The organism is Pseudomonas botevensis, from assembly GCF_019145475.1.
In the GTDB taxonomy this organism is placed as follows: domain Bacteria; phylum Pseudomonadota; class Gammaproteobacteria; order Pseudomonadales; family Pseudomonadaceae; genus Aquipseudomonas; species Aquipseudomonas botevensis.
On sequence record NZ_JAHTKI010000003.1, the window covers coordinates 61,413 to 81,381 of the forward strand.

Annotated in this window: 21 protein-coding genes; 4 read left to right on the forward strand and 17 right to left on the reverse strand. The window is 60.6% G+C overall.

The window, feature by feature from the left end; translation table 11 throughout:
* Nucleotides 1-13: 13 nt before the first annotated feature.
* Genes KVQ74_RS05815 through KVQ74_RS05840 form a run of 6 tightly spaced genes read right to left on the reverse strand, consistent with a single transcriptional unit; the run spans nucleotide 14 to nucleotide 5,620 of the window.
* Nucleotides 14-412 (reverse strand): type IV pilin protein, encoded by a 399-nt coding sequence (locus KVQ74_RS05815; RefSeq protein ID WP_217830046.1) that lies wholly within the window; start codon nucleotides 410-412, stop codon nucleotides 14-16.
* A gap of 14 nt (nucleotides 413-426) precedes the next feature.
* A complete protein-coding gene (locus KVQ74_RS05820) occupies nucleotides 427-3,513 on the reverse strand; it encodes a pilus assembly protein (RefSeq protein WP_217830047.1) in 3,087 nt (1,028 codons plus the stop codon).
* Entirely contained in the window at nucleotides 3,500-3,979 is a 480-nt protein-coding gene (locus tag KVQ74_RS05825) for a pilus assembly PilX family protein (RefSeq protein WP_217830048.1), read from the reverse strand. The genes KVQ74_RS05820 and KVQ74_RS05825 overlap by 14 nt, the downstream gene beginning before the upstream one ends.
* An 11-nt stretch (nucleotides 3,980-3,990) precedes the next feature.
* Nucleotides 3,991-4,704 carry a PilW family protein gene (locus tag KVQ74_RS05830; protein ID WP_217830049.1) on the reverse strand — a complete coding sequence of 238 codons (714 nt, stop codon included), beginning with the start codon at nucleotides 4,702-4,704 and terminating at the stop codon, nucleotides 3,991-3,993.
* Nucleotides 4,701-5,150 (reverse strand): type IV pilus modification protein PilV, encoded by a 450-nt coding sequence (pilV, locus tag KVQ74_RS05835; protein WP_217830050.1) that lies wholly within the window; start codon nucleotides 5,148-5,150, stop codon nucleotides 4,701-4,703. The genes KVQ74_RS05830 and pilV overlap by 4 nt, the downstream gene beginning before the upstream one ends.
* Nucleotides 5,147-5,620, reverse strand: a complete 474-nt coding sequence (locus KVQ74_RS05840; RefSeq protein WP_217830051.1) for a GspH/FimT family pseudopilin — start codon at nucleotides 5,618-5,620, stop codon at nucleotides 5,147-5,149. The genes pilV and KVQ74_RS05840 overlap by 4 nt, the downstream gene beginning before the upstream one ends.
* Nucleotides 5,621-5,751: 131 nt before the next feature.
* Between KVQ74_RS05840 and KVQ74_RS05845 the strand changes: the two genes are divergently transcribed.
* A complete protein-coding gene (locus KVQ74_RS05845; RefSeq protein WP_217830052.1) occupies nucleotides 5,752-6,276 on the forward strand; it encodes a GspH/FimT family pseudopilin in 525 nt (174 codons plus the stop codon).
* Here the strand turns inward: KVQ74_RS05845 and ispH are convergent.
* The 6 genes from ispH to murJ all read right to left on the reverse strand — a co-directional run bounded on the left by ispH (nucleotide 6,273) and on the right by murJ (nucleotide 13,816).
* Nucleotides 6,273-7,217, reverse strand: coding sequence for a 4-hydroxy-3-methylbut-2-enyl diphosphate reductase (gene ispH, locus KVQ74_RS05850; RefSeq protein ID WP_217830053.1), 945 nt, complete (start codon nucleotides 7,215-7,217; stop codon nucleotides 6,273-6,275). The two genes, KVQ74_RS05845 and ispH, sit on opposite strands and share 4 nt — an antisense overlap.
* A 197-nt stretch (nucleotides 7,218-7,414) precedes the next feature.
* Complete coding sequence (gene fkpB / locus KVQ74_RS05855; protein WP_217830297.1) at nucleotides 7,415-7,852, reverse strand: FKBP-type peptidyl-prolyl cis-trans isomerase; 438 nt, start codon at nucleotides 7,850-7,852, stop codon at nucleotides 7,415-7,417.
* A gap of 7 nt (nucleotides 7,853-7,859) precedes the next feature.
* Nucleotides 7,860-8,372 carry a signal peptidase II gene (gene lspA / locus KVQ74_RS05860; RefSeq protein ID WP_003228341.1) on the reverse strand — a complete coding sequence of 171 codons (513 nt, stop codon included), beginning with the start codon at nucleotides 8,370-8,372 and terminating at the stop codon, nucleotides 7,860-7,862.
* On the reverse strand, nucleotides 8,365-11,196 hold the full coding sequence (gene ileS / locus KVQ74_RS05865) for an isoleucine--tRNA ligase (RefSeq protein WP_217830054.1): 2,832 nt from the start codon (nucleotides 11,194-11,196) through the stop codon (nucleotides 8,365-8,367). Before ileS ends, lspA begins: the two co-directional genes overlap by 8 nt.
* 13 nt (nucleotides 11,197-11,209) lie before the next feature.
* Nucleotides 11,210-12,148, reverse strand: a complete 939-nt coding sequence (gene ribF / locus KVQ74_RS05870) for a bifunctional riboflavin kinase/FAD synthetase (RefSeq protein WP_217830055.1) — start codon at nucleotides 12,146-12,148, stop codon at nucleotides 11,210-11,212.
* A gap of 129 nt (nucleotides 12,149-12,277) precedes the next feature.
* A complete protein-coding gene (murJ, locus tag KVQ74_RS05875; protein ID WP_217830056.1) occupies nucleotides 12,278-13,816 on the reverse strand; it encodes a murein biosynthesis integral membrane protein MurJ in 1,539 nt (512 codons plus the stop codon).
* A gap of 252 nt (nucleotides 13,817-14,068) precedes the next feature.
* Between murJ and rpsT the strand changes: the two genes are divergently transcribed.
* Nucleotides 14,069-14,341, forward strand: coding sequence for a 30S ribosomal protein S20 (gene rpsT, locus KVQ74_RS05880; protein WP_217830057.1), 273 nt, complete (start codon nucleotides 14,069-14,071; stop codon nucleotides 14,339-14,341).
* A 116-nt stretch (nucleotides 14,342-14,457) separates the two neighbouring features.
* Here rpsT and KVQ74_RS05885 read toward each other — a convergent pair whose 3' ends face one another.
* The 5 genes from KVQ74_RS05885 to rplU all read right to left on the reverse strand — a co-directional run bounded on the left by KVQ74_RS05885 (nucleotide 14,458) and on the right by rplU (nucleotide 18,195).
* Nucleotides 14,458-14,922: a CreA family protein gene (locus KVQ74_RS05885; RefSeq protein ID WP_217830058.1), complete on the reverse strand. Its 465-nt coding sequence runs from the start codon at nucleotides 14,920-14,922 to the stop codon at nucleotides 14,458-14,460.
* Between the two features lie 10 nt (nucleotides 14,923-14,932).
* Nucleotides 14,933-16,051 (reverse strand): glutamate 5-kinase, encoded by a 1,119-nt coding sequence (proB, locus tag KVQ74_RS05890; protein ID WP_207983978.1) that lies wholly within the window; start codon nucleotides 16,049-16,051, stop codon nucleotides 14,933-14,935.
* Nucleotides 16,052-16,174: 123 nt separating this feature from the next.
* Entirely contained in the window at nucleotides 16,175-17,398 is a 1,224-nt protein-coding gene (gene cgtA, locus KVQ74_RS05895; protein ID WP_217830059.1) for an Obg family GTPase CgtA, read from the reverse strand.
* 193 nt (nucleotides 17,399-17,591) lie between these two features.
* The gene (gene rpmA, locus KVQ74_RS05900; protein ID WP_016773121.1) at nucleotides 17,592-17,849 is read right to left on the reverse strand and encodes a 50S ribosomal protein L27; all 258 of its coding nucleotides are present in this window, start codon (nucleotides 17,847-17,849) and stop codon (nucleotides 17,592-17,594) included.
* Between the two features lie 31 nt (nucleotides 17,850-17,880).
* Entirely contained in the window at nucleotides 17,881-18,195 is a 315-nt protein-coding gene (gene rplU, locus KVQ74_RS05905) for a 50S ribosomal protein L21 (protein ID WP_007950961.1), read from the reverse strand.
* A 239-nt stretch (nucleotides 18,196-18,434) separates the two neighbouring features.
* On the opposite strand from rplU, the gene KVQ74_RS05910 reads away from it, so the two are divergent.
* Both KVQ74_RS05910 and KVQ74_RS05915 read left to right on the forward strand, forming a co-directional pair.
* The gene (locus KVQ74_RS05910) at nucleotides 18,435-19,403 is read left to right on the forward strand and encodes a polyprenyl synthetase family protein (RefSeq protein WP_007909817.1); all 969 of its coding nucleotides are present in this window, start codon (nucleotides 18,435-18,437) and stop codon (nucleotides 19,401-19,403) included.
* Between the two features lie 186 nt (nucleotides 19,404-19,589).
* A complete protein-coding gene (locus tag KVQ74_RS05915) occupies nucleotides 19,590-19,931 on the forward strand; it encodes a zinc ribbon domain-containing protein YjdM (RefSeq protein WP_217830060.1) in 342 nt (113 codons plus the stop codon).
* The last annotated feature ends 38 nt before the right edge of the window (nucleotides 19,932-19,969 follow it).

Here is a 19,969-nt window from a genome sequence, read left to right on the forward strand (position 1 = left end):
GAATAAAAGCGGCTCAGCGGCCCCAGCAATCCTTGGTGGTCAGCCCGGTTGTCGCGTTGTTCATGCTTCTGACCCCGGTGTTGGTGAGGGTGAAATCCCCGCACTTGTCGGTGGCCATCGCGCCAGCCTTGCGGGTCGCGGTCAGCAGGTAAGTCTGGTCAGTGATGGTCGGCGTGATGGTATAGAAGTCAGTCCCTGTGCTCAGGCCGGTGGCGTTGGTGTAGGTGTTGTTCTTCGTGTAGTAGCGTTCGAGAATCTGCGCCTGCTCCGACAACACCGAAACGACTTCGGCACGACGCCCCTTCTTCACGTATTCGGTGAGGCTTGGATAGCCGATGGTGATGACGATACCAATGATCGCAATCACGATCATGATTTCGATCAAGGTGAAACCCCGGTTTGATCTGCGCATGCCTCAACTCTCACTTACTGTATTTGTCGCCACATGATACGACGGCTACCGCCGCCGCCCTTTTCCACCAAGGTGGTAATGCCGCCACTGGAATCGTTCACGACCTTGCGGCTCGCGCCGTTGACGACCGCGTTCAGGGTCGGAATGCCACCGGTGAACACCACGCCGCTGGAAATCGTGTCGTTGCTGTCGACCACGCCATCGGCGTTGGTATCGAGCACCGCGTAGTTGAGCATCTTACCGCTGAACGCATCGAGTTCGACCAGTTTGCCGGTCCCGAAGCTGGAACAGGGGTCGGTGGTATCGACACTGGCCGTGGTGAACACAATGCGTCCGAGTACCAGACTTGCTTGATTGATCACCCGCTCACCGGTCAGCACGTTGTTGTAGACCAGCGGCAGATACCAGCCCTTCTCGCCCGGATAAGTCGTGTCGTTCTGGCTAGTGGTGATGAACTGCCCGGAACTGCCGGAAAACACCCCGGTAACCGCTTGCGCCTGCAAACTGCTGACTGTCAGTTGCCCCGAACCGCCATCGGCATCCCACACCGAATAGAACGCCTGCAGATCCTTGTTGGTCTTGTCGGTCGTCTCGTTGAACTTGCCGGTGCCGACGAAGATCTGCTTGCCGCCCAGTGCGTTGTCCGCCAGCAACGGCTGCGCAGTGATCGGCTGCGTCGCACCGCCCGCCGTAGTGAACAACGGCTTGCCGGAAAACGCCACGCCCCAACTGTCGCTGGAAGCAGCGCTCAGATCGAACTTCCACAGCCGCCCTTTCAGGTCACCGCCATAAGCGGCCTGCACCACGTTCTGCGAATTGACCTTGAGCTTCACCGAGGACAGACCGTTGGTGGTTTCCGTGCTGTCGATGACGATTTTCCTGATCAGCGAACCGTCACGCACATCCAGCACATACAGCGCCGCGACCCCGGAGTTGCTGCCGTAACCATTGGCAATGAACGCCGCCCAGCGGCCATCGGACAAACGAGCCACCTCCGGCCGGGCGTAGGCATAACCGAGATCATTGAACGCGTTGGCGGTGTTGGCGGTGGCCGGCGCACTGACCTCCCACAGGCCTCGCAGAACGTTGCCCGCCGACGCATCGAACAATTGCAGCGCATAGAAGGTTTTGCCGCCGGCTCCGGTGCCGCCGATGGCCAGGGTTTTCCAGGCGCTGTTGAGTTGCGCGTCGTACACCCCGACCTGCCCGTCCACCAGAAACTTGTGGCTGACGCCGTTGACGTAGGTGGTATCGGCAATCAGGCGCAACGACGGCAACACGCTTGACGGCATGTACGCATAACGCCGGTTACCGTTCGCCGAGTTGATGACACTGACAAAGCCGTCATTGCCGTTCACCACCAGGCTGGCGTTCATGTTCGCCGCCTTGGTCGTGAGATAAGTGCTGTAGGTTGTGTCGCCCGACAGATCAGAGGCGGTTTTTTCCGTCGGTGAGGCCAACACCAGCGGCGAGTTGATGATGTCGCCCAGCAATACGCTGCGGACCTTGAGCCCGGTCTTGTTGGTGCCCTTGCTCCACTCCACCAGATCGCTGCCGCTGATGCCGCTGGGCAGGCCCTGGCTCAGGGTCGTCTGCTGGGCAGCGGAGAAGTTGCCATAAGCCAGCGTCACTGGTGCGTTGGTCGTGGTATTCCACGATTGGTAAGTCGGGGCCGTGGCACTGGGGACGATGGCGGTGTCGGTGGTCCACAGCACCGCCGAGGTATTCACCGCGCCGGCTGAAGTGAAACCGTAGGACTTGATAGTGCCGCGCCAGTCCTTGGGGTCATAACTGGTCTGGAAGTAACTGGTGCCGCTCGCCAGGGTATTGCCGCTGGTCACCCCGCTGCCGCCGGAGCCGGCCTTGGACGTGATGTCGCTCAACGCCGAGGACAGCGCGGTGTTGAGCCCGGCGCTGTCGGTCGCCTGGTAATACCGGCCCTGGCCGTAACTGGCGGCGTCCGAGAGCATGTCGTTCGATGCCGTGAATCCCACGGTGTAGGTGTTCATGTTCTGTTTCGGGAAGTCCACCGCATTCCAGCTCTTGCCCGCCGCGTCGGTGCCGGTCGAGCGCATGTCGATGTCGAACGCGAACTTGGCGATGTCGTCCAGGTACAGCGTATCGCCTTCGCCATCACCGTTGAGGTTGTCGCCGTCGTTGTTGATCCCGTCCCAGTTGGGCAAACGGTTCCCCCCCAGGGGGTCGTTGTTCGGAAAGGTACGGTCGTAGGTCGGCAGGCCGTCGGTGATCACCACCCCGTAGTTTTTCTGGCAGCGGTACTGGATCGGGCTGGTATAGGTGTTCGGTGTGTTGTTGTAGTACGGCGCCATGCCGCGCATGTAGCGGGTGACTTCATAATAGGTCTCCGCCAATGGAGTGTTGGCGACGGCGCTCAAGCCGTTGATCGACGAAATCAGCGCGTTGTAGTTGGTGTCGGCCTGGGCCTGGGTGACGCTGCCGCTGACCGGTGACAGATCGGTGATGGAGCGGGCAATGAAGCCACCATTGCCGGGGTTGTTGCTGGTGGCCGGGTTGAACGTCGACAGGCCGATCCGCAAGCTGCGGTTGCTGGCGACCAGGGCGGTGGACACGTTACGTGCGACGTTGATCCGGTAGTCGTTGGGAATCGCCCCGGTCGTGAAATCGCGGGTGCCGTTGCTGATGGCCAATCCGACCACGTAGGAAATGTAATCCCCCGAATATCGGGTATTTCCGCCGCCCACCGGGTCCGGCAATTTCAGGCACAGCGGTGTCAGCGAGTTGTTGTAGAACGCGTAGGCTCCGCCGGAACATCCGGCGGTCGGCAGGCTCGAGATGAATATCGAATCGCCGGTAATCGCCGTCGAACTCAGGCACAACAACCCCACCAGCGCATTGCATTGCCGGGCCGGCGTGCGGTCCACGGTGGGATCGAAGCCGTTGGCGTAAATGATGCTGTTCATACTCCCCGAATCATCGATCAGCAGCATGACGTTTGGTGGCACCGCCGCCGCGCTCAGCAACGGCGAGTCGGAGGGTGTGAACGCATACACCGGCGCCGCCAGATAGAAGCTCAGCACCATGCCGGCCAGCAACGATGCGAGCCGCTCAATACTTCGCATAAACACTCTCCACCACGCTGCGCGAACTGCCGGCGATACCCACAGCGGTGACCCGATACAGCGTCGCCGAGGTGTTGCTCGGCACGTTCACGGCGGTCAGCGTGGTGCCAATGTTCTGCACCCCGTAGAAACCATTGCCGGACGCGATCCACGTTACCCCGGACGAAGAATTGAGCCCCGCCGCGCTGACCACCGACGACTCGGCCGGCGGCGCGCATTGGGCGGTGCTGGCGCACACCGCCAGTGAGTAGCTGTCCAGTTGCACTGCACTTTCACCGACGCGCAACGCGGCCTCGGCGGTCTGGAACGACTGATTGCGCAGGCTCACACTGCCGGCCATTTTTTCCTGCAGGTTGGCGCTCTGCATCGACGACAGGCCGATCAGCGTCAGCAACAGCAGAAACACCAGGCTGACCAGCAGCACCATGCCCCGTTGCGCTTGGCGCTGGTGAAGGGAAATCCTCATCGTCGCGCCCCTCATTGCAGGCGGTTGCGCACAGCGGCAACCACGTTGAAGGTTTGCGTGGCGACCCGATTGTTCGGATCGGTGAGGGTCAGGCTCAGGCGCACACTGCGGATCCGCGCCGGGTCACCGGGGTTGCTGCTGTACGTGGTGGCCGCCACGTCGGTCGCCGAAGCGGCCAGCCCGAAGGTGACGTTGAAGGCGCTGACATTGCTCACCAGCGCGGCCTGGGTCGGCGTACCACTGCCGGTGCCCATGAGTATCTGGTTGTTGCTGAAGCTGTAGACCAGACGCCGGATCGGGAACGCGATCTGCCCGGTGGCCGGGGTTCGCGATCCGGTATAGGCGGTCGCGCTGTTGCGGCAATCGGAAACCACCGTCCAGGTCGGTGTGCCGCCGCCACTGCCGATATCCGCGGTCACCAGGGTCAGTTTGAGGTTGGCGTTGTCCCAACTGATCGGTGTGATCTGCACGGCGTTGAAATCCCCCGCCGTGCTGGAGTCGGTGATCGTTCCCAGGCAACCGAACATCCCGACCATGCGGATTTCCTGGATCATCTTGCTCAGCACGAAACGGGCATCCTCCTGCATCGCCGCAGCGCCGTTCTGGCTGACATAAGTGTTTTTCGCGGAAATGAAGATGCGCACCACGCCGAGCATCACGATCAGGCCCAGTGCCAGGGTGATCAACAATTCGATCAGGCTGAAACCACGGTTAAGACGCTTCATGGCGTGGCGACCGGATCGACCGCCGCGCGGCTGGTCAGCACGAAGCTGCGCTGGCCGCTGGTGGTATTGGCGGCCCGGGCGTCACTCCAGGTGATGGTGATGGTGTACACCCGCTGGTTCAGGGTGATGCTGCCGGTGGCGGTCGGACCGCCGAAATTGACGATGTTGGTCGTGAAGTCGTAGAGATCCTGATCCCGGGCGACACTCAGGTTGCCCGACGTCGGCGGCGTGACGGTGTAGTCGGCACCGGAGTTGGCGCGAATGCGGTCCATCATGTCGTAGGCAATGAAGCTCGCCTGGCTGGTCATTCGCGAGCTGTCGGTGTATTTCAGCGCATTCAGTTGCACCGCCGCCGCGCCCAGCAGCCCGACGGTCAGAATCAGCAACGCGACCAGTACCTCGATCAGCGTCATGCCCTCCTGTGCGCGTTTGCTCCCTGCCCTCATCCGCAACTTCCACCCAATTGAATTCGTCCATTGAGACACACGTTCAGCGTCCTGCTTTGCGTTCCCAGCGTGTAACTGATGACCACCGCCGTCGACGGTGCGGCCAGACCGCCGAGATTGTTGAAATCCAGCGCGGTCACTCCTGAGGTTAGCGTCAGAGTCGCACCGCTGCTCATTGCTGGAACAACCCGCAACACATTGGCCGGTGTGCCAGTACCGTCGTAGACCGACAGCTCACCGGTCCAGACGCTGCCCCCGGCGGTCGGCCGCAAGCGGGTGGTCACGCCCCGGTCGATGGCCTCGAGCCGGGCAAAATTGATCGCCCGTTGCAGGTCGCCGACCTCGGTATCGGCCCTGCTGCCCTGGATCGAACGGGTGAAGGCCGGCACCGCCAGGGTAATCAGGGCGAGGAACACGGCGATCGCCACCAGCAACTCGATCAGCGTGAAACCTTTTGTACGATGATCCATCAGTGCCCTCCGTTGCCGTCGGCTATACCTGCCTCTACCACGCTAGAACATTCGACGCGATTGCGTCGGGTGATTTGCCCCGTCCGGTGCATGGATCGCAGCGGACACCACACTCCACGGAGGGAGTTTTCATGTCGCAACAGGGTTTCAGTCTGGTCGAACTGCTTATGGGACTGGTGATTGGCGCAATTGTTCTGTCGCTGGTCAGCCCGGCGCTTGCCGCCCTGGGCGAATCGAACCGGCGACAGCAGGCCGCCGAGTCACTGCTGGCCGGTATCCGCAACGCCCGCACGCAGGCCATCACCCGCAATCAGAGCGTGGTGATTCATGGCATCAACGGCGACTGGAGCCAGGGCTGGCGGATCATTCTGGATATCAGCGGCAAAGGCCCACGGGACAGCAGCAATCCGCTGCTGGTGGAGCATGCGAGCGATGGGCGGGTGCCGATTGTCGGCAATTGGGCGGTCAGCCGTTACGTACGGTTCAGCAGCCTGGGGCAGCCACTGATGCCGAAGAAGGCGTTTCAGGCGGGGACATTACATCTCTGCGCGAGCCACGAACCGGTCAGCCAGCTCCAGGTGGTGCTGGCCGCGACCGGTCGCGTGCGCCTGAGCAGCGACAAGGCTGAACAGGCGCTGTGTCGAGCCAGAGATTAAATCGCGCGAACGCGTAGCTCTTTGGGCATCGAGAAGGTGATGTTTTCTTCGCGGCCGGCCAGTTCGTCGGCGCCGGTGGCACCCCACGCCTGCAACTGCTGGATCACGCCGCGCACCAGCACTTCCGGGGCAGAAGCACCGGCGGTGATACCGATGCGCTCGACGCCATCGAACCAGCTCTTTTGCAGGTCTTCGGCACCGTCGATCAGGTACGCCGGCGTCGCCATGCGTTCGGCCAGTTCGCGCAGACGGTTGGAGTTAGAGCTGTTCGGGCTACCGACCACCAATACCACGTCGCACTCGTCGGCCAGTTGCTTGACCGCGTCCTGACGGTTCTGAGTGGCGTAGCAGATGTCGTCCTTGCGCGGGCCACCGATGGCCGGGAAGCGACTGCGCAGGGCGTCGATGACGCGACTGGTGTCATCCATGGACAACGTGGTCTGGGTCACGAACGCCAGTTTGTCCGGATCCTGCACCTGCAATTCGGCCACATCTTTCTCGTCTTCGACGAGGTAAATGGCGCCGCCATTGCTGGCATCGTACTGGCCCATGGTGCCTTCGACTTCCGGGTGACCGGCGTGGCCGATCAGGATGCACTCACGACCGTCGCGGCTATATTTCGCGACTTCGATGTGTACCTTGGTCACCAGCGGGCAGGTGGCGTCGAACACTTTCAGGCCGCGGCCAGCGGCTTCGGTGCGCACAGCCTGGGATACGCCGTGGGCACTGAAAATCACGATGACGTCGTCCGGCACCTGATCCAGCTCTTCGACGAAGATCGCCCCGCGACTGCGCAGGTCCTCGACCACGAACTTGTTGTGCACCACTTCATGACGCACGTAGATCGGCGGTCCGAAGACCTCCAGGGCGCGGTTGACGATTTCGATCGCCCGGTCCACACCGGCGCAGAAGCCACGGGGGTTGGCGAGTTTGATTTGCATGCTGTGCCTCGTGTCTTGCGCGCAAGAAATAGCGAAAACCATAAAAACCCGTCCAAAGGGGCATCCCACTTTGAACGGATGAAAAACACTGTGGGAGCGAGCTTGCTCGCGAAGGCGGTTCGTCAGACAACATCTAGGTTGAATGTCAGTCAGCATTCGCGGGCAGGCCCGCTCCCACAGGGGTACTGCGTTATTGCTTAAAGTGCCTTGACGGAGATGATTTCCACGTCAAAGGTCAGCGTCTTGCCGGCCAGCGGGTGGTTGAAGTCGACGGTCACTTGCGCGTCGTCGAACTCTTTTACCACGCCCGGCAATTCAGTATTGGCCGCATCGTTGAAGATCACCAGCAAACCGGGTGACAGGTCCATGTCCTTGAACTGATCACGCGGGATGACCTGCACGTTCTGCGGGTTCGGCTGGCCGAAAGCGTTTTCCGGCTCGACGGTCAGGGTGCGTTTGTCGCCGGCCTTGAAACCGAACAACGCGGCTTCGAAACCCGGCAACAGGTTGCCATCGCCGACCTTGAAGGTCGCCGGAGCCTTGTCGAAAGTGCTGTCGACGGTGTCGCCGTTCTCCAGGCGTAATGCAAAGTGCAAGGTGACTTCCGTGTTCTGGCCGATGCGTTGCTCAGCCAATACCTGTTCAGTCATGAACGGCTTCTCCGGTTTTCTTTGATTTGAACATGTCCAGTGCCAGCATCACCGCACCGACGGTGATGGCGCTGTCGGCGAAGTTGAACGCCGGGAAGTACCAGCGGTTCTGCCAGTGCACCAGGATGAAATCGATCACATGGCCCAGGGCAATGCGGTCATACAGATTGCCCAGCGCCCCGCCCAGCACCAGCGCCAGCGCGACGGCCAGCCAGGTTTCGTTGCGACCCAGGCGCTTGAGCCAGACCACCAGCACCGCGCTGACCACGATTGCGATCAGGGCGAACAGCCAGCGCTGCCAGCCGGAGCTGTCAGCCAGGAAGCTGAAGGCAGCGCCGGTGTTGTAGGCCAGGGTCCAGCTGAAGTAATCGGGAATGATCACGATCTGCTGGAACATTTCGAGCTTGTTTTCGAAGTAGAACTTGCTGGCCTGGTCGATGACCAGAACCAGCAGACTCAACCACAGCCAGCTCAACCGTCCGAAACGGCCAACGGCATTAGGCATAGTGACGAACCTCGCCGGCACCGTCGATGTTGTCCACGCAACGGCCGCAGATTTCCGGATGCTCCGGGTTCACGCCGACGTCTTCGCGGCAGTGCCAGCAACGGGCGCACTTGGCGAAGGCGGACTTGACGATCTTCAGCTTCAAGCCGCTGACTTCGGTAGTCACCGCATCGGCCGGCGCCTGTACGAACGGCGCAACGCTGGCGGTGGAGGTGATCAGCACGAAGCGCAGTTCGTTGCTCAGTTTCGCCAGATCGTCGCTCAGAGCCTCTTCGGCAAACAGGGTCACTTCGGCTTGCAGGTTGCCACCGACGGCCTTGGCCGCACGCTGGATTTCCATTTCCTTGTTGACCGCGACTTTGACTTCCATGATCCGGTCCCAATAGGCACGGCCCAGTTCAAAGCCTTCCGGCAACTCGGTCAGGCCTTCGTACCAGGTGTTGAGCATCACCGACTCGTTACGCTCGCCCGGCAGGTATTGCCACAGTTCGTCGGCGGTGAAGGCCAGGATCGGCGCGATCCAGCGCACCAGCGCTTCGGAGATGTGGAACAGCGCGGTCTGGCACGAGCGGCGAGCCTTGCTGTCGGCGCCGGTGGTGTACTGACGATCCTTGATGATGTCGAGATAGAAACCACCCAGCTCCTGCACGCAGAAGTTGTGGATCTTCGAGTAGACGTTCCAGAAACGGTATTCGCCGTAGCTTTCTTTCAGCTCGTTTTGCAGCAGCAGGGTGCGATCCACCGCCCAGCGATCCAGCGCCAGCATTTCTTCGGCCGGCAGCAGGTCGGTGGCCGGATTGAAACCGGTCAGGTTGGAAAGCAGGAAGCGCGCGGTGTTACGGATACGCCGGTAGGCGTCCGCACTGCGCTGCAGGATCTGCTCGGACACGGCCATTTCGCCGGAGTAGTCGGTCGAAGCAACCCACAGACGCATGATGTCGGCGCCCAGGGTGTCGTTGACCTTTTGCGGCGCGATCACGTTGCCCAGGGACTTGGACATCTTGCGGCCGGCCTCGTCCACGGTGAAACCGTGGGTCAGCAGCTCGCGATACGGCGCGTGGTTGTCGATGGCGCAACCGGTCAGCAAGGAGGAGTGGAACCAGCCACGGTGCTGGTCGGAACCTTCCAGGTACAGGTCGGCGCGCGGGCCGCTCTCGTGGCCCATCGGGTGCGAGCCACGCAGCACATGCCAATGGGTGGTGCCGGAGTCGAACCAGACGTCGAGGGTGTCGCTGATCTTGTCGTACTGCGGCGCTTCATCGCCCAGCAGTTCGGCGGCGTCGAGTTTGAACCAGGCTTCGATGCCTTCGACTTCGACGCGTTTGGCGACTTCTTCCATCAGTTCGACGGTGCGTGGGTGCAGTTCGCCGCTTTCCTTGTTCAGGAAGAACGGGATCGGCACACCCCAGTTGCGCTGACGGGAGATACACCAGTCCGGACGGTTGGCGATCATCGAGTGCAGGCGCGCCTGGCCCCAGGCCGGAACGAACTTGGTGTCTTCGATGGCCTTGAGTGAGCGCACACGCAGGGTGTCGCCCGTGGTCGGCTGCTTGTCCATGCCAATGAACCACTGCGCGGTGGCACGGTAGATCAGCGGGGTCTTGTGGCGCCAGCAGTGCATGTAGCTATGGTCGATGACAGTCGTGTGCAGCAGCGCACCGACTTCGGTCAGCTTGTCGACGATGGCCGGGTTGGCTTTCCAGATGAACTGGCCGCCGAAGAACTCCAGCGACGGCACGTACACGCCGTTGCTCTGCACCGGGTTGAGGATGTCATCGTTGACCATGCCGTACTTCTTGCAGGTCACGAAGTCGTCCACGCCATAGGCCGGGGCGGAGTGAACCACGCCGGTGCCGGCGCCCAGTTCCACGTAGTCGGCCAGGTAGACCGGCGACAGGCGGTCGTAGAACGGATGACGGAAGTTGATCAGCTCCAGCGCCGAACCCGGAGCGGTGGCCAGTACCGAGCCTTCAACGCCATAACGGGTCAGACAGGACTCGACCAGCTCTTCGGCCAGAACCAGCAACTTGTCGCCGATATCGACCAGGGCGTAGTTGAATTCCGGGTGAACGTTCAGCGCCTGGTTGGCCGGAATGGTCCACGGGGTGGTGGTCCAGATCACGATCGAGGCAGGCTTGGCCAGCGACGGCAGGCCGAACGCGGCGGCCAGTCTGGCTTCGTCGGCAATCGGGAAGGCGACGTCGATGGTCGAGGACTTCTTGTTCTCATACTCGACTTCCGCTTCGGCCAGGGCCGAACCGCAATCGAAGCACCAGTTCACCGGCTTCAGGCCCTTGAACACGAAACCGCCCTTGACGATTTCGGCGAGGGCGCGGATTTCACCGGCCTCGTTCTTGAAGTCCATGGTCTTGTACGGGTTGGCGAAGTCGCCCAGCACGCCGAGGCGGATGAACTCGGACTTCTGTCCTTCGATCTGCTCGGTGGCGTAGGCGCGGCACAGTTCGCGGGTCTTGTCCGCGCCCAGGTTCTTGCCGTGAGTCACTTCAACCTTGTGTTCGATCGGCAGGCCGTGGCAATCCCAGCCCGGGACATAAGGCGCGTCGAAGCCCGACAGGGTCTTCGAGCGGATGATCATGTCCTTGAGAATCTTGTTCAGTGCGTGACCGATGTGAATCGTGCCGTTGGCATACGGAGGACCGTCGTGCAGAACGAACTTCGGACGATCCTTGCCAATCTCGCGCAACTTTCCGTACAGGCCAATACTGTCCCAGCGCTGCAGGATCTGCGGTTCGCGCTGTGGCAGGCCGGCCTTCATTGGGAAGGCGGTGTCCGGAAGGTTTAGCGTGGCTTTATAGTCGGTCATTTAAGGCTCTTCATTAGCGATGGGCGCTAGGTGCGGCTAGTGCACGGGCGGCGGCGACATCCGCGTTGATCGCCGTTTTCAGTGCCTCCAGGGAGGCGAAGCGCTGCTCTTCACGCAGCTTTTGGTGGAAAACCACCGTCAGACGCCGGTCATACAGATCGCCGGCAAAATCCAGAAGATGAACTTCAAGGTGGGCCTTGCCATCACCTTGTACCGTGGGCCGTACGCCGATGTTGGCGACGCCGGGCCAGGTCTTGCCGTCGATGTCCACATCCACCAGATAGACCCCGGTGAACGGCACGCGACGACGCTTGAGTTGAATGTTGGCAGTGGGCGTACCCAGTTGCCGGGCCAGTTTCTGGCCATGCAGCACACGACCGGCGATCCGGTACGGGCGGCCAAGCAGACGCTCGGCCAGGGCGAAGTCGGCGGCGGCCAACGCATTGCGCACCTGGGTGCTGCTGACGCGAATGCCGTCCAGCTCGACGGTTTGCGCGGCTTCCACGGTGAAGCCGTGAACCTGGCCGGCCTGCAACAGGAAATCGAAATCGCCGAGACGGTCGCAACCGAAGCGGAAATCGTCACCGACTTCCAGGTGCTGCACGCCCAGGCCATCCACCAGAATGGTGTCGACGAATTCACTGGCGCTGAGTTTGCTCAAGCGCTGATTGAATGCCAGACACAACACCCGGTCGACGCCTTCGGCGGCCAGCAGTTGCAGCTTGTCGCGCAACCGGGCCAGACGTGCAGGCGCGGTGTCCGGGGCGAAGAATTCCCGTGGCTGGGGCTCGAAAATCACCACGCAGCTGGGTACGCCCAACTCAAGCGCACGCTCACGCAGCCGGGCCAGGATAGCCTGGTGACCACGGTGAACACCGTCAAAGTTGCCAATAGTGGCGACGCAGCCCCGATGCTGGGGGCGCAAGTTGTGGAGGCCTCGAACCAGCTGCATAACGCGCTTCTTGCTCATAAAGTGGCCGATTATAACCACACCCGACGGCCGACGACAGGCAACACCGTAACCCAAAGTGTTCGAGCCGACAAAATTGCCGGCCCGCGCCCGTTCATCAGGATAAAAACCTCAGTTCAACGCCTTGCGATTGAAGTCGCGCAGACGGAAACCCAGCAACAGCAACATACCGAAATACGCCACCACGCCCGCCGCAATCAGCAGGCCCAGGCGCAGGAAGCGCTCCAGCATGTGTCCCTGATCCCAGGCCGGCATGAAATGCATGCCAATCAACAACACCGCCGACATCACCGCCACCGCCAGCAACAATTTCAACGCGAATTTCCGCCAGCCCGGCTGCGGCTGATACATCTGCTGCTTGCGCAGTTGATAAAACAGCAACCCGGCGTTGAGGCAGGCGCCGGCACTGATTGCCAATGCCAGACCGGCATGAGCCAGCGGGCCGATCAACACCAGGTTGAACAGCTGGGTGACCACCAGGGTGAAGATTGCGATTTTCACCGGTGTACGGATGTTCTGTTGCGCATAAAAGCCCGGCGCCAGCACTTTGATCACGATAATCCCAAGCAGACCGACAGAATAGGCAATCAACGCCCGCTGGGTCATGGCCGCATCAAAACCGCTGAACTGACCGTACTGGAACAATGACACGGTCAGCGGCTCGGCAAGAATCCCCAGGGCCAGCGCACACGGCAGCACCAGCACGAAGCACAGGCGCAGGCCCCAGTCGAGAATCCGCGAATACTCGTGACGATCCTTGTTTGCATAGGTTTTTGCCAGGGTCGGCAGCAGGATCGTGCCCAGCGCCACGCCCAGCACGCCGGACGGCAGCTCCATCAGACGGTCGGCGTAATACATCCACGACACCGACCCGGCCACCAGAAACGAGGCAAAAATGGTGTTGATGATCAGGGAGATCTGGCTGACCGACACGCCGACGATCGCCGGCAGCATCTGCTTCATCACCCGCCAGACGCCGGTGTCCCGCAGATTCAGCCGCGGCAGCACCAGCATGCCGATCTTTTTCAGGGCCGGCAGTTGATAGAGCAACTGCGCCAGCCCTCCGACCAGCACCGCCCAGCCGAGGGCCATGACCGGCGGATCGAAGTACGGCGTCAGGAACAGCGCAAACACGATCATGCTGACATTGAGCAGGGTCGGCACGAATGCCGGCACCGAGAAACGGTTCCAGGTATTGAGAATCGCCCCGGCCAGGGACGACAGGGAGATCAGCAATATATAAGGAAAGGTCACTCGCAGCAGATCGGAGGTCAGCTGGAATTTTTCCGGCGAATCGACAAAACCGGGGGCCGTGACCCAGATCACCCAGGGTGCGGCGATCATGCCCAGCACGGTGACCAGCGCCAGTACCAGGGTCAGCAGACCGGAAACATAGGCAATAAAGGTGCGGGTCGCTTCTTCGCCCTGCTGGCTTTTGTATTCGGCAAGAATCGGCACGAATGCCTGGGAAAAAGCCCCCTCGGCGAAGATCCGCCGCAGCAGATTGGGCAGTTTGAAGGCAATAAAGAAGGCGTCCGTCGCCATTCCGGCGCCGAATATGCGCGCGATGAGGGTGTCACGAACAAACCCGAGAATCCGGGAAAGCATCGTGATAGAGCTGACGGCGGCCAACGATTTGAGCAGGTTCATTGAAGGAATTTGTGCCTGTCGATAAACAGCAGGCGAACAATGCGCCTACTTGTGCGATACTCCGCGCCGCAACAGCACAGAGCCAAAGCTCGCGAGTTTACAGGTCACACGCCGGAAATAAATATCCCGTCGCTTTAACCCTACCACTTAGCGGAACGTCTCAAGCGCCCTTGACAAGACTTCAACTCATCGGCATGATTCGCGGCCTATTTTGTTTGCTATTTCCCAAAAAGTCTTTCGAGGAGCTCGACGGTGGCCAACACACCTTCCGCCAAAAAACGTGCAAAACAGGCTGAGAAGCGTCGCAGCCACAACGCCAGCCTGCGTTCCATGGTCCGTACCTACATCAAGAACGTAGTTAAGGCCATCGACGCAAAAGACGCTGAAAAAGCTCAAGCTGCATACGTTCTGGCTGTACCTGTTATCGACCGCATGGCCGATAAAGGCATCATCCACAAGAACAAGGCCGCTCGTCATAAGAGCCGCCTGAATGGTCACGTCAAGGCACTGAAAGCTGCTGCCTAAGCGACGTAATCATTAAAAAACCGACCCAAGGGTCGGTTTTTTATTGCCTGCGATTTGCCGAACAGCGTGCAAAAAAATGGGAGCAAACCTGCTCCCACATTTGGATCTACGCCAGATTATCGGGCGCTGGCCCACGGCAGAATCGGGATCGCCGTCACCGCATTCTGCGGACTACCCTCGATCAAGCGATCGCTGTAGACCAGATACACCAGGGTATTGCGCTTCTTGTCGAGAAAACGCACCACCTGCATGGTCTTGAATACCAGCGAAGTGCGCTCCTTGAACACCTCCTCGCCATCCTTCAGCTCACCCTTGAACTGGATCGGCCCGACCTGGCGACAGGCAATCGAGGCCTCAGCACGATCCTCGGCCAAACCCAGACCACCCTTCACGCCGCCAGTCTTGGCACGCGACAGATAGCAGGTCACCCCCTCGACCTTCGGATCATCGAATGCCTCGACCACGATCCGGTCATTCGGCCCGACAAACTTGAACACCGTCGACACCTGACCGATTTCCTCGGCCGAGGCCAGCAATGGCAACGCCATCAGCAAGCCCAACAATCCTTTTGCCATGCGCATCGCGTTTTCCTTAAACCAGAATCAGGTTGTCACGGTGAACCAGCTCCGGCTCAGCCATGTAGCCCAGCAAACCGACAATCGCATCCGACGACTGACCGATGATTTTTTGTGCCTCCAGAGCGCTGTAGTTGGCCAGGCCACGGGCGATTTCACGACCGTCCGGCGCCACGCACACCACCATCTCGCCACGACGGAAGCTGCCCTGGACCAACTTCACACCGACCGGCAGCAGACTCTTGTTGCCCTGAGACAGCGCCGACACCGCACCATCATCCAGCACCAGCGTGCCACGGGTCTGCAAATGCCCGGCCAGCCACTGCTTGCGCGCAGCCAGCATGCCGCGCTCAGGCGACAGCAGCGTACCGATTCGCTCACCCGCCTTCAAACGGTCCAGCACGCGCTCCAGACGCCCACCCACAATGATGGTGTGCGCACCGGAACGCGCAGCCAGACGCGCCGCGCGCAGCTTGGTCTGCATGCCGCCACGCCCCAGCGCCCCGCCCGTACCGCCAGCGACCGCGTCCAGAGCCGGATCATCCGCGCGAGCCTCGTAGATCAGCTGCGCATCGGGATTGTTGCGCGGATCGGCGTCGAACATGCCATCACGATCCGTGAGGATCACCAGCAGATCCGCCTCGACCAGATTCGCCACCAACGCCGCCAGCGTGTCGTTATCGCCGAAACGGATTTCATCGGTGACCACGGTGTCGTTCTCGTTGATCACCGGGATGACTTTCAGCTCGACCAGCGCACGCAAGGTGCTGCGGGCATTCAGGTAGCGCTTGCGGTCGGACAGATCGTCATGGGTCAGGAGAATCTGCGCGGTATGCCGGCCATGCTCGGCAAAGCTCGATTCCCAGGCCTGCACCAAGCCCATCTGACCGATTGCGGCAGCGGCCTGGAGCTCGTGCATCGCACTGGGTCGTGCGGTCCAGCCCAGGCGACTCATGCCGGCCGCCACCGCCCCGGAGGACACCAGCACCAACTCGACACCGGCCTCATGCAGAGCCACCATCTGCTCGACCCAGACACCCATTGCCGCACGATCCAGCCCTTTGCCGTCAGCCGTCAGCAAAGCACTGCCGATCTTCACGACCCAACGCTGCGCACCTGTCACCTTGCTCCGCATCATCTTCAACCTTAGCTTGAGGGCGACGCGACCCAGCGCCGCCCAAGACATTATTCGTGACTACCGATTTCCAGATACTAAAACGCCGCTCGATTGAGCGGCGTTCAAGTTTATCGCAACGGATCAGTCACGCACGTAAATGATTTCCGGACCGTCTTCATCATCCACATCTTCTTCGTCCCAATCATCGTCGCCGATGTCATGGACCGACTTCACGCCACTGCGACGCAGGGCACGCTTGTCATCCAGCGCTTGCAACTGCGCACGGGCTTCGTCTTCGATGCGCTGATCGAGATCAGCCAGCTCTTCCTTGTAGGCCGGATCATTGGCCAGACAATCGGCACGATCTTCCAGGTAACGCATGATGTCGCGCGTCAGACGCTCAGTGCCGTCTTTGGCGATGGCCGAGATCACGTAGACCGGACCTTCCCACTGCAGACGCTCGACCACTTCCTTGACGCGAGCTTCGTGCTCTTCTTCGAGGATCTGGTCACACTTGTTCAGTACCAGCCAGCGGTCACGCTCGGCCAGCGACGGGCTGAACTTGATCAGCTCGTTGACGATCACTTCCGCCGCGTCCGGCGCACTGCTTTCATCCAGCGGCGCCATGTCGACGAGGTGCAGCAACAGGCGAGTACGCGCCAAGTGCTTGAGGAAGCGAATACCCAGACCGGCACCATCGGAAGCGCCTTCGATCAGACCCGGAATGTCGGCGATGACGAAGCTCTTCCAGCGATCGACGCTGACCACACCCAGGTTCGGCACCAGAGTGGTGAACGGATAGTCGGCAACTTTCGGCTTGGCGGCCGATACCGAGCGAATAAAGGTACTTTTGCCCGCGTTCGGCAGACCCAGCAACCCGACGTCCGCCAGCACTTTCATTTCCAGCTTCAGGTCACGCTGTTCGCCCGGCTTGCCCGGCGTGGTCTGACGCGGCGCGCGGTTGGTACTGGATTTGAAACGGGTATTGCCCAGACCGTGCCAGCCGCCCTGCACCACCATCAGCTTCTGACCGGCCTTGGTCAGGTCACCGATGACTTCCTGAGTCGCGGAGTCGATCACGGTAGTGCCGACCGGCACGCGCAGGATCAGGTCCTCACCTTTCTTGCCGGTGCAGTCGGTGCTGCCGCCGTTGGAGCCACGCTCGGCATCGAAGTGCCGGGTGTAACGGTAGTCCACCAGGGTGTTCAGGTTTTCGTCGGCCATCATGAAGATGGAACCACCGTCACCGCCGTCACCGCCGTTCGGACCACCGTTTTCAATGAATTTTTCCCGACGGAAACTCATGCAGCCATTGCCGCCGTCGCCTGCCTTTACGCGGATCGATACTTCATCAACAAACTTCATAACCAACGCCTCTCGCCGTACGGACGAGCCGAAAAACAATCAAGACATAAGACTCTTGCAAAAATGAGCGCAGCGAACCCAAGACACGACCTGCATCGTACGCCGACAGCTCATGCAAACAGCTTTGCAAGAGACTCACCCCACAAACGAAAAAGCCCCGTCGCAAGACAGGGCTCTTCCAGCGATCACGCGATTAGGCCGCGATTACGCTCACGTAACGACGACCGAAGGCGCCTTTTACTTCGAACTTGATCACGCCTTCGATTTTCGCGAAGAGGGTGTGATCTTTACCCATGCCAACGCCGTAGCCAGCGTGGAATTGGGTGCCGCGCTGACGCACGATGATGTTGCCGGCCTTGATGACCTGGCCGCCATACATCTTCACGCCAAGGCGTTTGGCTTCTGAGTCGCGACCGTTACGGGTACTACCACCAGCTTTTTTGTGTGCCATGAGTCAATTCTCCTAGTGAGGAATTAGGCGATTAAGCCTGAATACCGGTGATTTTGATCTCGGTGTACCACTGGCGGTGGCCCATACGCTTCATGTGATGCTTACGACGACGGAACTTGATGATGCGGACTTTATCGTGACGACCTTGGGAGATCACTTCAGCCACAACGGTAGCGCCAGCAACAACTGGAGCGCCGATATTCACGTCGTCGCCATTGGCAACCAACAGAACGCGATCAAAAGTCACGGATTCGCCGGTAGCGACTTCCAGTTTTTCGATCTTCAGGTATTCACCTGGTGCAACTTTGTACTGCTTGCCACCAGTAACGATTACTGCATAAGACATGGTATTTCTCCGATAATCCTGCTCACCCAGCTCTTTATAAGAAGAGGTATTGGCTGGCATGGCTGCATTGGGCTGGAGGCCCGATTGCAATTGCGTAAGGCAGGTGCTGCCCAGGAAGTTCAGGGTGCGCGATTGTACGCAAGGCGCGGAAGTCATGCAAGTGGCCGTCCATCGCGCCTTGACACCTGCTGACGTGGGTCCTAGCATGCCGCGCAACCCTTCTGGAGCACCTGTCGCTGATGCAACCCCAAGCTTTCTACCGCGCGGTGGCGGACGATTTTAGCGCCGTCGACGGCATCATCAAGAAGCAGCTGACTTCCCGAGTGCCGCTGGTATCGAAAATCGGCGATTACATCACGTCGGCCGGCGGCAAACGCCTGCGTCCTTTATTAGTATTGCTGTGCGGCAAGGCCCTGGGCCGTGAAGGCGACGACATGCGCCTGCTGGCCGCCACCATCGAATTCCTGCACACCGCCACCCTGCTGCATGACGACGTCGTCGACATGTCCGGCATGCGCCGTGGCCGCTCGACCGCCAACGCCATGTGGGGCAACGCCCCGAGCGTGCTGGTCGGCGACTTCCTGTACTCGCGCTCGTTCGAGATGATGGTCGAACTGGGCTCGATGCCGGTGATGAAGATCCTGTCCCAGGCCACACGCATCATCGCCGAAGGCGAAGTGCTGCAACTGTCCAAGGTTCGCGACGCCAGCACCACCGAAGAAACCTACATGGAAGTCATCCGCGGCAAGACCGCGATGCTCTTCGAAGCCTCGACCCACAGTGCTGCGGCACTGGCCGGTGCCACCGCCGAGCAGAGCGAAGCCCTGCGCACCTTCGGCGATCACCTGGGTGTGGCGTTCCAGTTGGTCGACGATCTGCTCGACTACAAGGGCGACGCCGAAACGCTGGGCAAGAACGTCGGCGACGATCTGGCCGAAGGCAAACCGACCCTGCCGCTGATCTACACCATGCGCGAAGGCACGCCGGAACAGGCTGCACTGGTGCGCCAGGCGATCCAGAAAGGCGGGATCGAAGACCTGGAAAGCATCCGCATCGCCGTGGAAGCCTCCGGTTCGCTGGAGTACACCGCGCAACTGGCCCGTGATTACGTGGCCCGCGCAATCAAATGCCTCGAGGCGCTGCCGGCCAGCGAATACCGCGATGCACTGGTTGAGCTGAGCGAGTTCGCGGTCGCCCGTACACACTGATTCTGCGACACCTTTGTGGGAGCGGGCTTGCTCGCGAAGACGGTAAACCAGTCAACCTTGATGCTGACTGAACCGGCCTCTTCGCGAGCAAGCCCGCTCCCACAGTTGTTTCTGCGCTATGCCCGCTCTCCGTTAAAACCTTATATAATGTGCGCCCTTTAACGATCCTCATACCAAGGAGCCTTAGTGAGCACGTTGCCACCCTGCCCGAAATGCAATTCCGAATACACCTACGAAGATGGTGCCCAACTGGTGTGCCCGGAGTGCGCCCATGAATGGTCTGCCGGCGGTGACGCCGAGGTAGCGGCCGATGATGCCGTGAAAAAAGACTCGGTCGGCAACGTCTTGCAGGACGGCGACACCATCACCGTGATCAAGGACCTGAAGGTCAAGGGCACCTCCCTGGTGGTCAAGGTCGGCACCAAGGTCAAGAACATCCGCCTGTGCGATGGCGACCACGACATCGACTGCAAGATCGACGGCATCGGCCCGATGAAACTCAAGTCCGAGTTCGTCAGAAAAGTCTGATTCTGCTGTCCGCCATCCCGCGCCCTGCGCGGGATGGC

Coding starts and splice junctions, on each gene's coding strand:
- KVQ74_RS05815 (WP_217830046.1), bottom strand. CDS start 412: ATGCGCAGATCAAACCGGGGTTTCACCTTGATCGAAATCATGATCGTG.
- KVQ74_RS05820 (WP_217830047.1), bottom strand. CDS start 3,513: ATGCGAAGTATTGAGCGGCTCGCATCGTTGCTGGCCGGCATGGTGCTG.
- KVQ74_RS05825 (WP_217830048.1), bottom strand. CDS start 3,979: ATGAGGATTTCCCTTCACCAGCGCCAAGCGCAACGGGGCATGGTGCTG.
- KVQ74_RS05830 (WP_217830049.1), bottom strand. CDS start 4,704: ATGAAGCGTCTTAACCGTGGTTTCAGCCTGATCGAATTGTTGATCACC.
- pilV (WP_217830050.1), bottom strand. CDS start 5,150: ATGAGGGCAGGGAGCAAACGCGCACAGGAGGGCATGACGCTGATCGAG.
- KVQ74_RS05840 (WP_217830051.1), bottom strand. CDS start 5,620: ATGGATCATCGTACAAAAGGTTTCACGCTGATCGAGTTGCTGGTGGCG.
- KVQ74_RS05845 (WP_217830052.1), top strand. CDS start 5,752: ATGTCGCAACAGGGTTTCAGTCTGGTCGAACTGCTTATGGGACTGGTG.
- ispH (WP_217830053.1), bottom strand. CDS start 7,217: ATGCAAATCAAACTCGCCAACCCCCGTGGCTTCTGCGCCGGTGTGGAC.
- lspA (WP_003228341.1), bottom strand. CDS start 8,372: ATGCCTAATGCCGTTGGCCGTTTCGGACGGTTGAGCTGGCTGTGGTTG.
- ileS (WP_217830054.1), bottom strand. CDS start 11,196: ATGACCGACTATAAAGCCACGCTAAACCTTCCGGACACCGCCTTCCCA.
- ribF (WP_217830055.1), bottom strand. CDS start 12,148: ATGCAGCTGGTTCGAGGCCTCCACAACTTGCGCCCCCAGCATCGGGGC.
- murJ (WP_217830056.1), bottom strand. CDS start 13,816: ATGAACCTGCTCAAATCGTTGGCCGCCGTCAGCTCTATCACGATGCTT.
- KVQ74_RS05885 (WP_217830058.1), bottom strand. CDS start 14,922: ATGCGCATGGCAAAAGGATTGTTGGGCTTGCTGATGGCGTTGCCATTG.
- proB (WP_207983978.1), bottom strand. CDS start 16,051: ATGCGGAGCAAGGTGACAGGTGCGCAGCGTTGGGTCGTGAAGATCGGC.
- cgtA (WP_217830059.1), bottom strand. CDS start 17,398: ATGAAGTTTGTTGATGAAGTATCGATCCGCGTAAAGGCAGGCGACGGC.
- rpmA (WP_016773121.1), bottom strand. CDS start 17,849: ATGGCACACAAAAAAGCTGGTGGTAGTACCCGTAACGGTCGCGACTCA.
- rplU (WP_007950961.1), bottom strand. CDS start 18,195: ATGTCTTATGCAGTAATCGTTACTGGTGGCAAGCAGTACAAAGTTGCA.
- KVQ74_RS05910 (WP_007909817.1), top strand. CDS start 18,435: ATGCAACCCCAAGCTTTCTACCGCGCGGTGGCGGACGATTTTAGCGCC.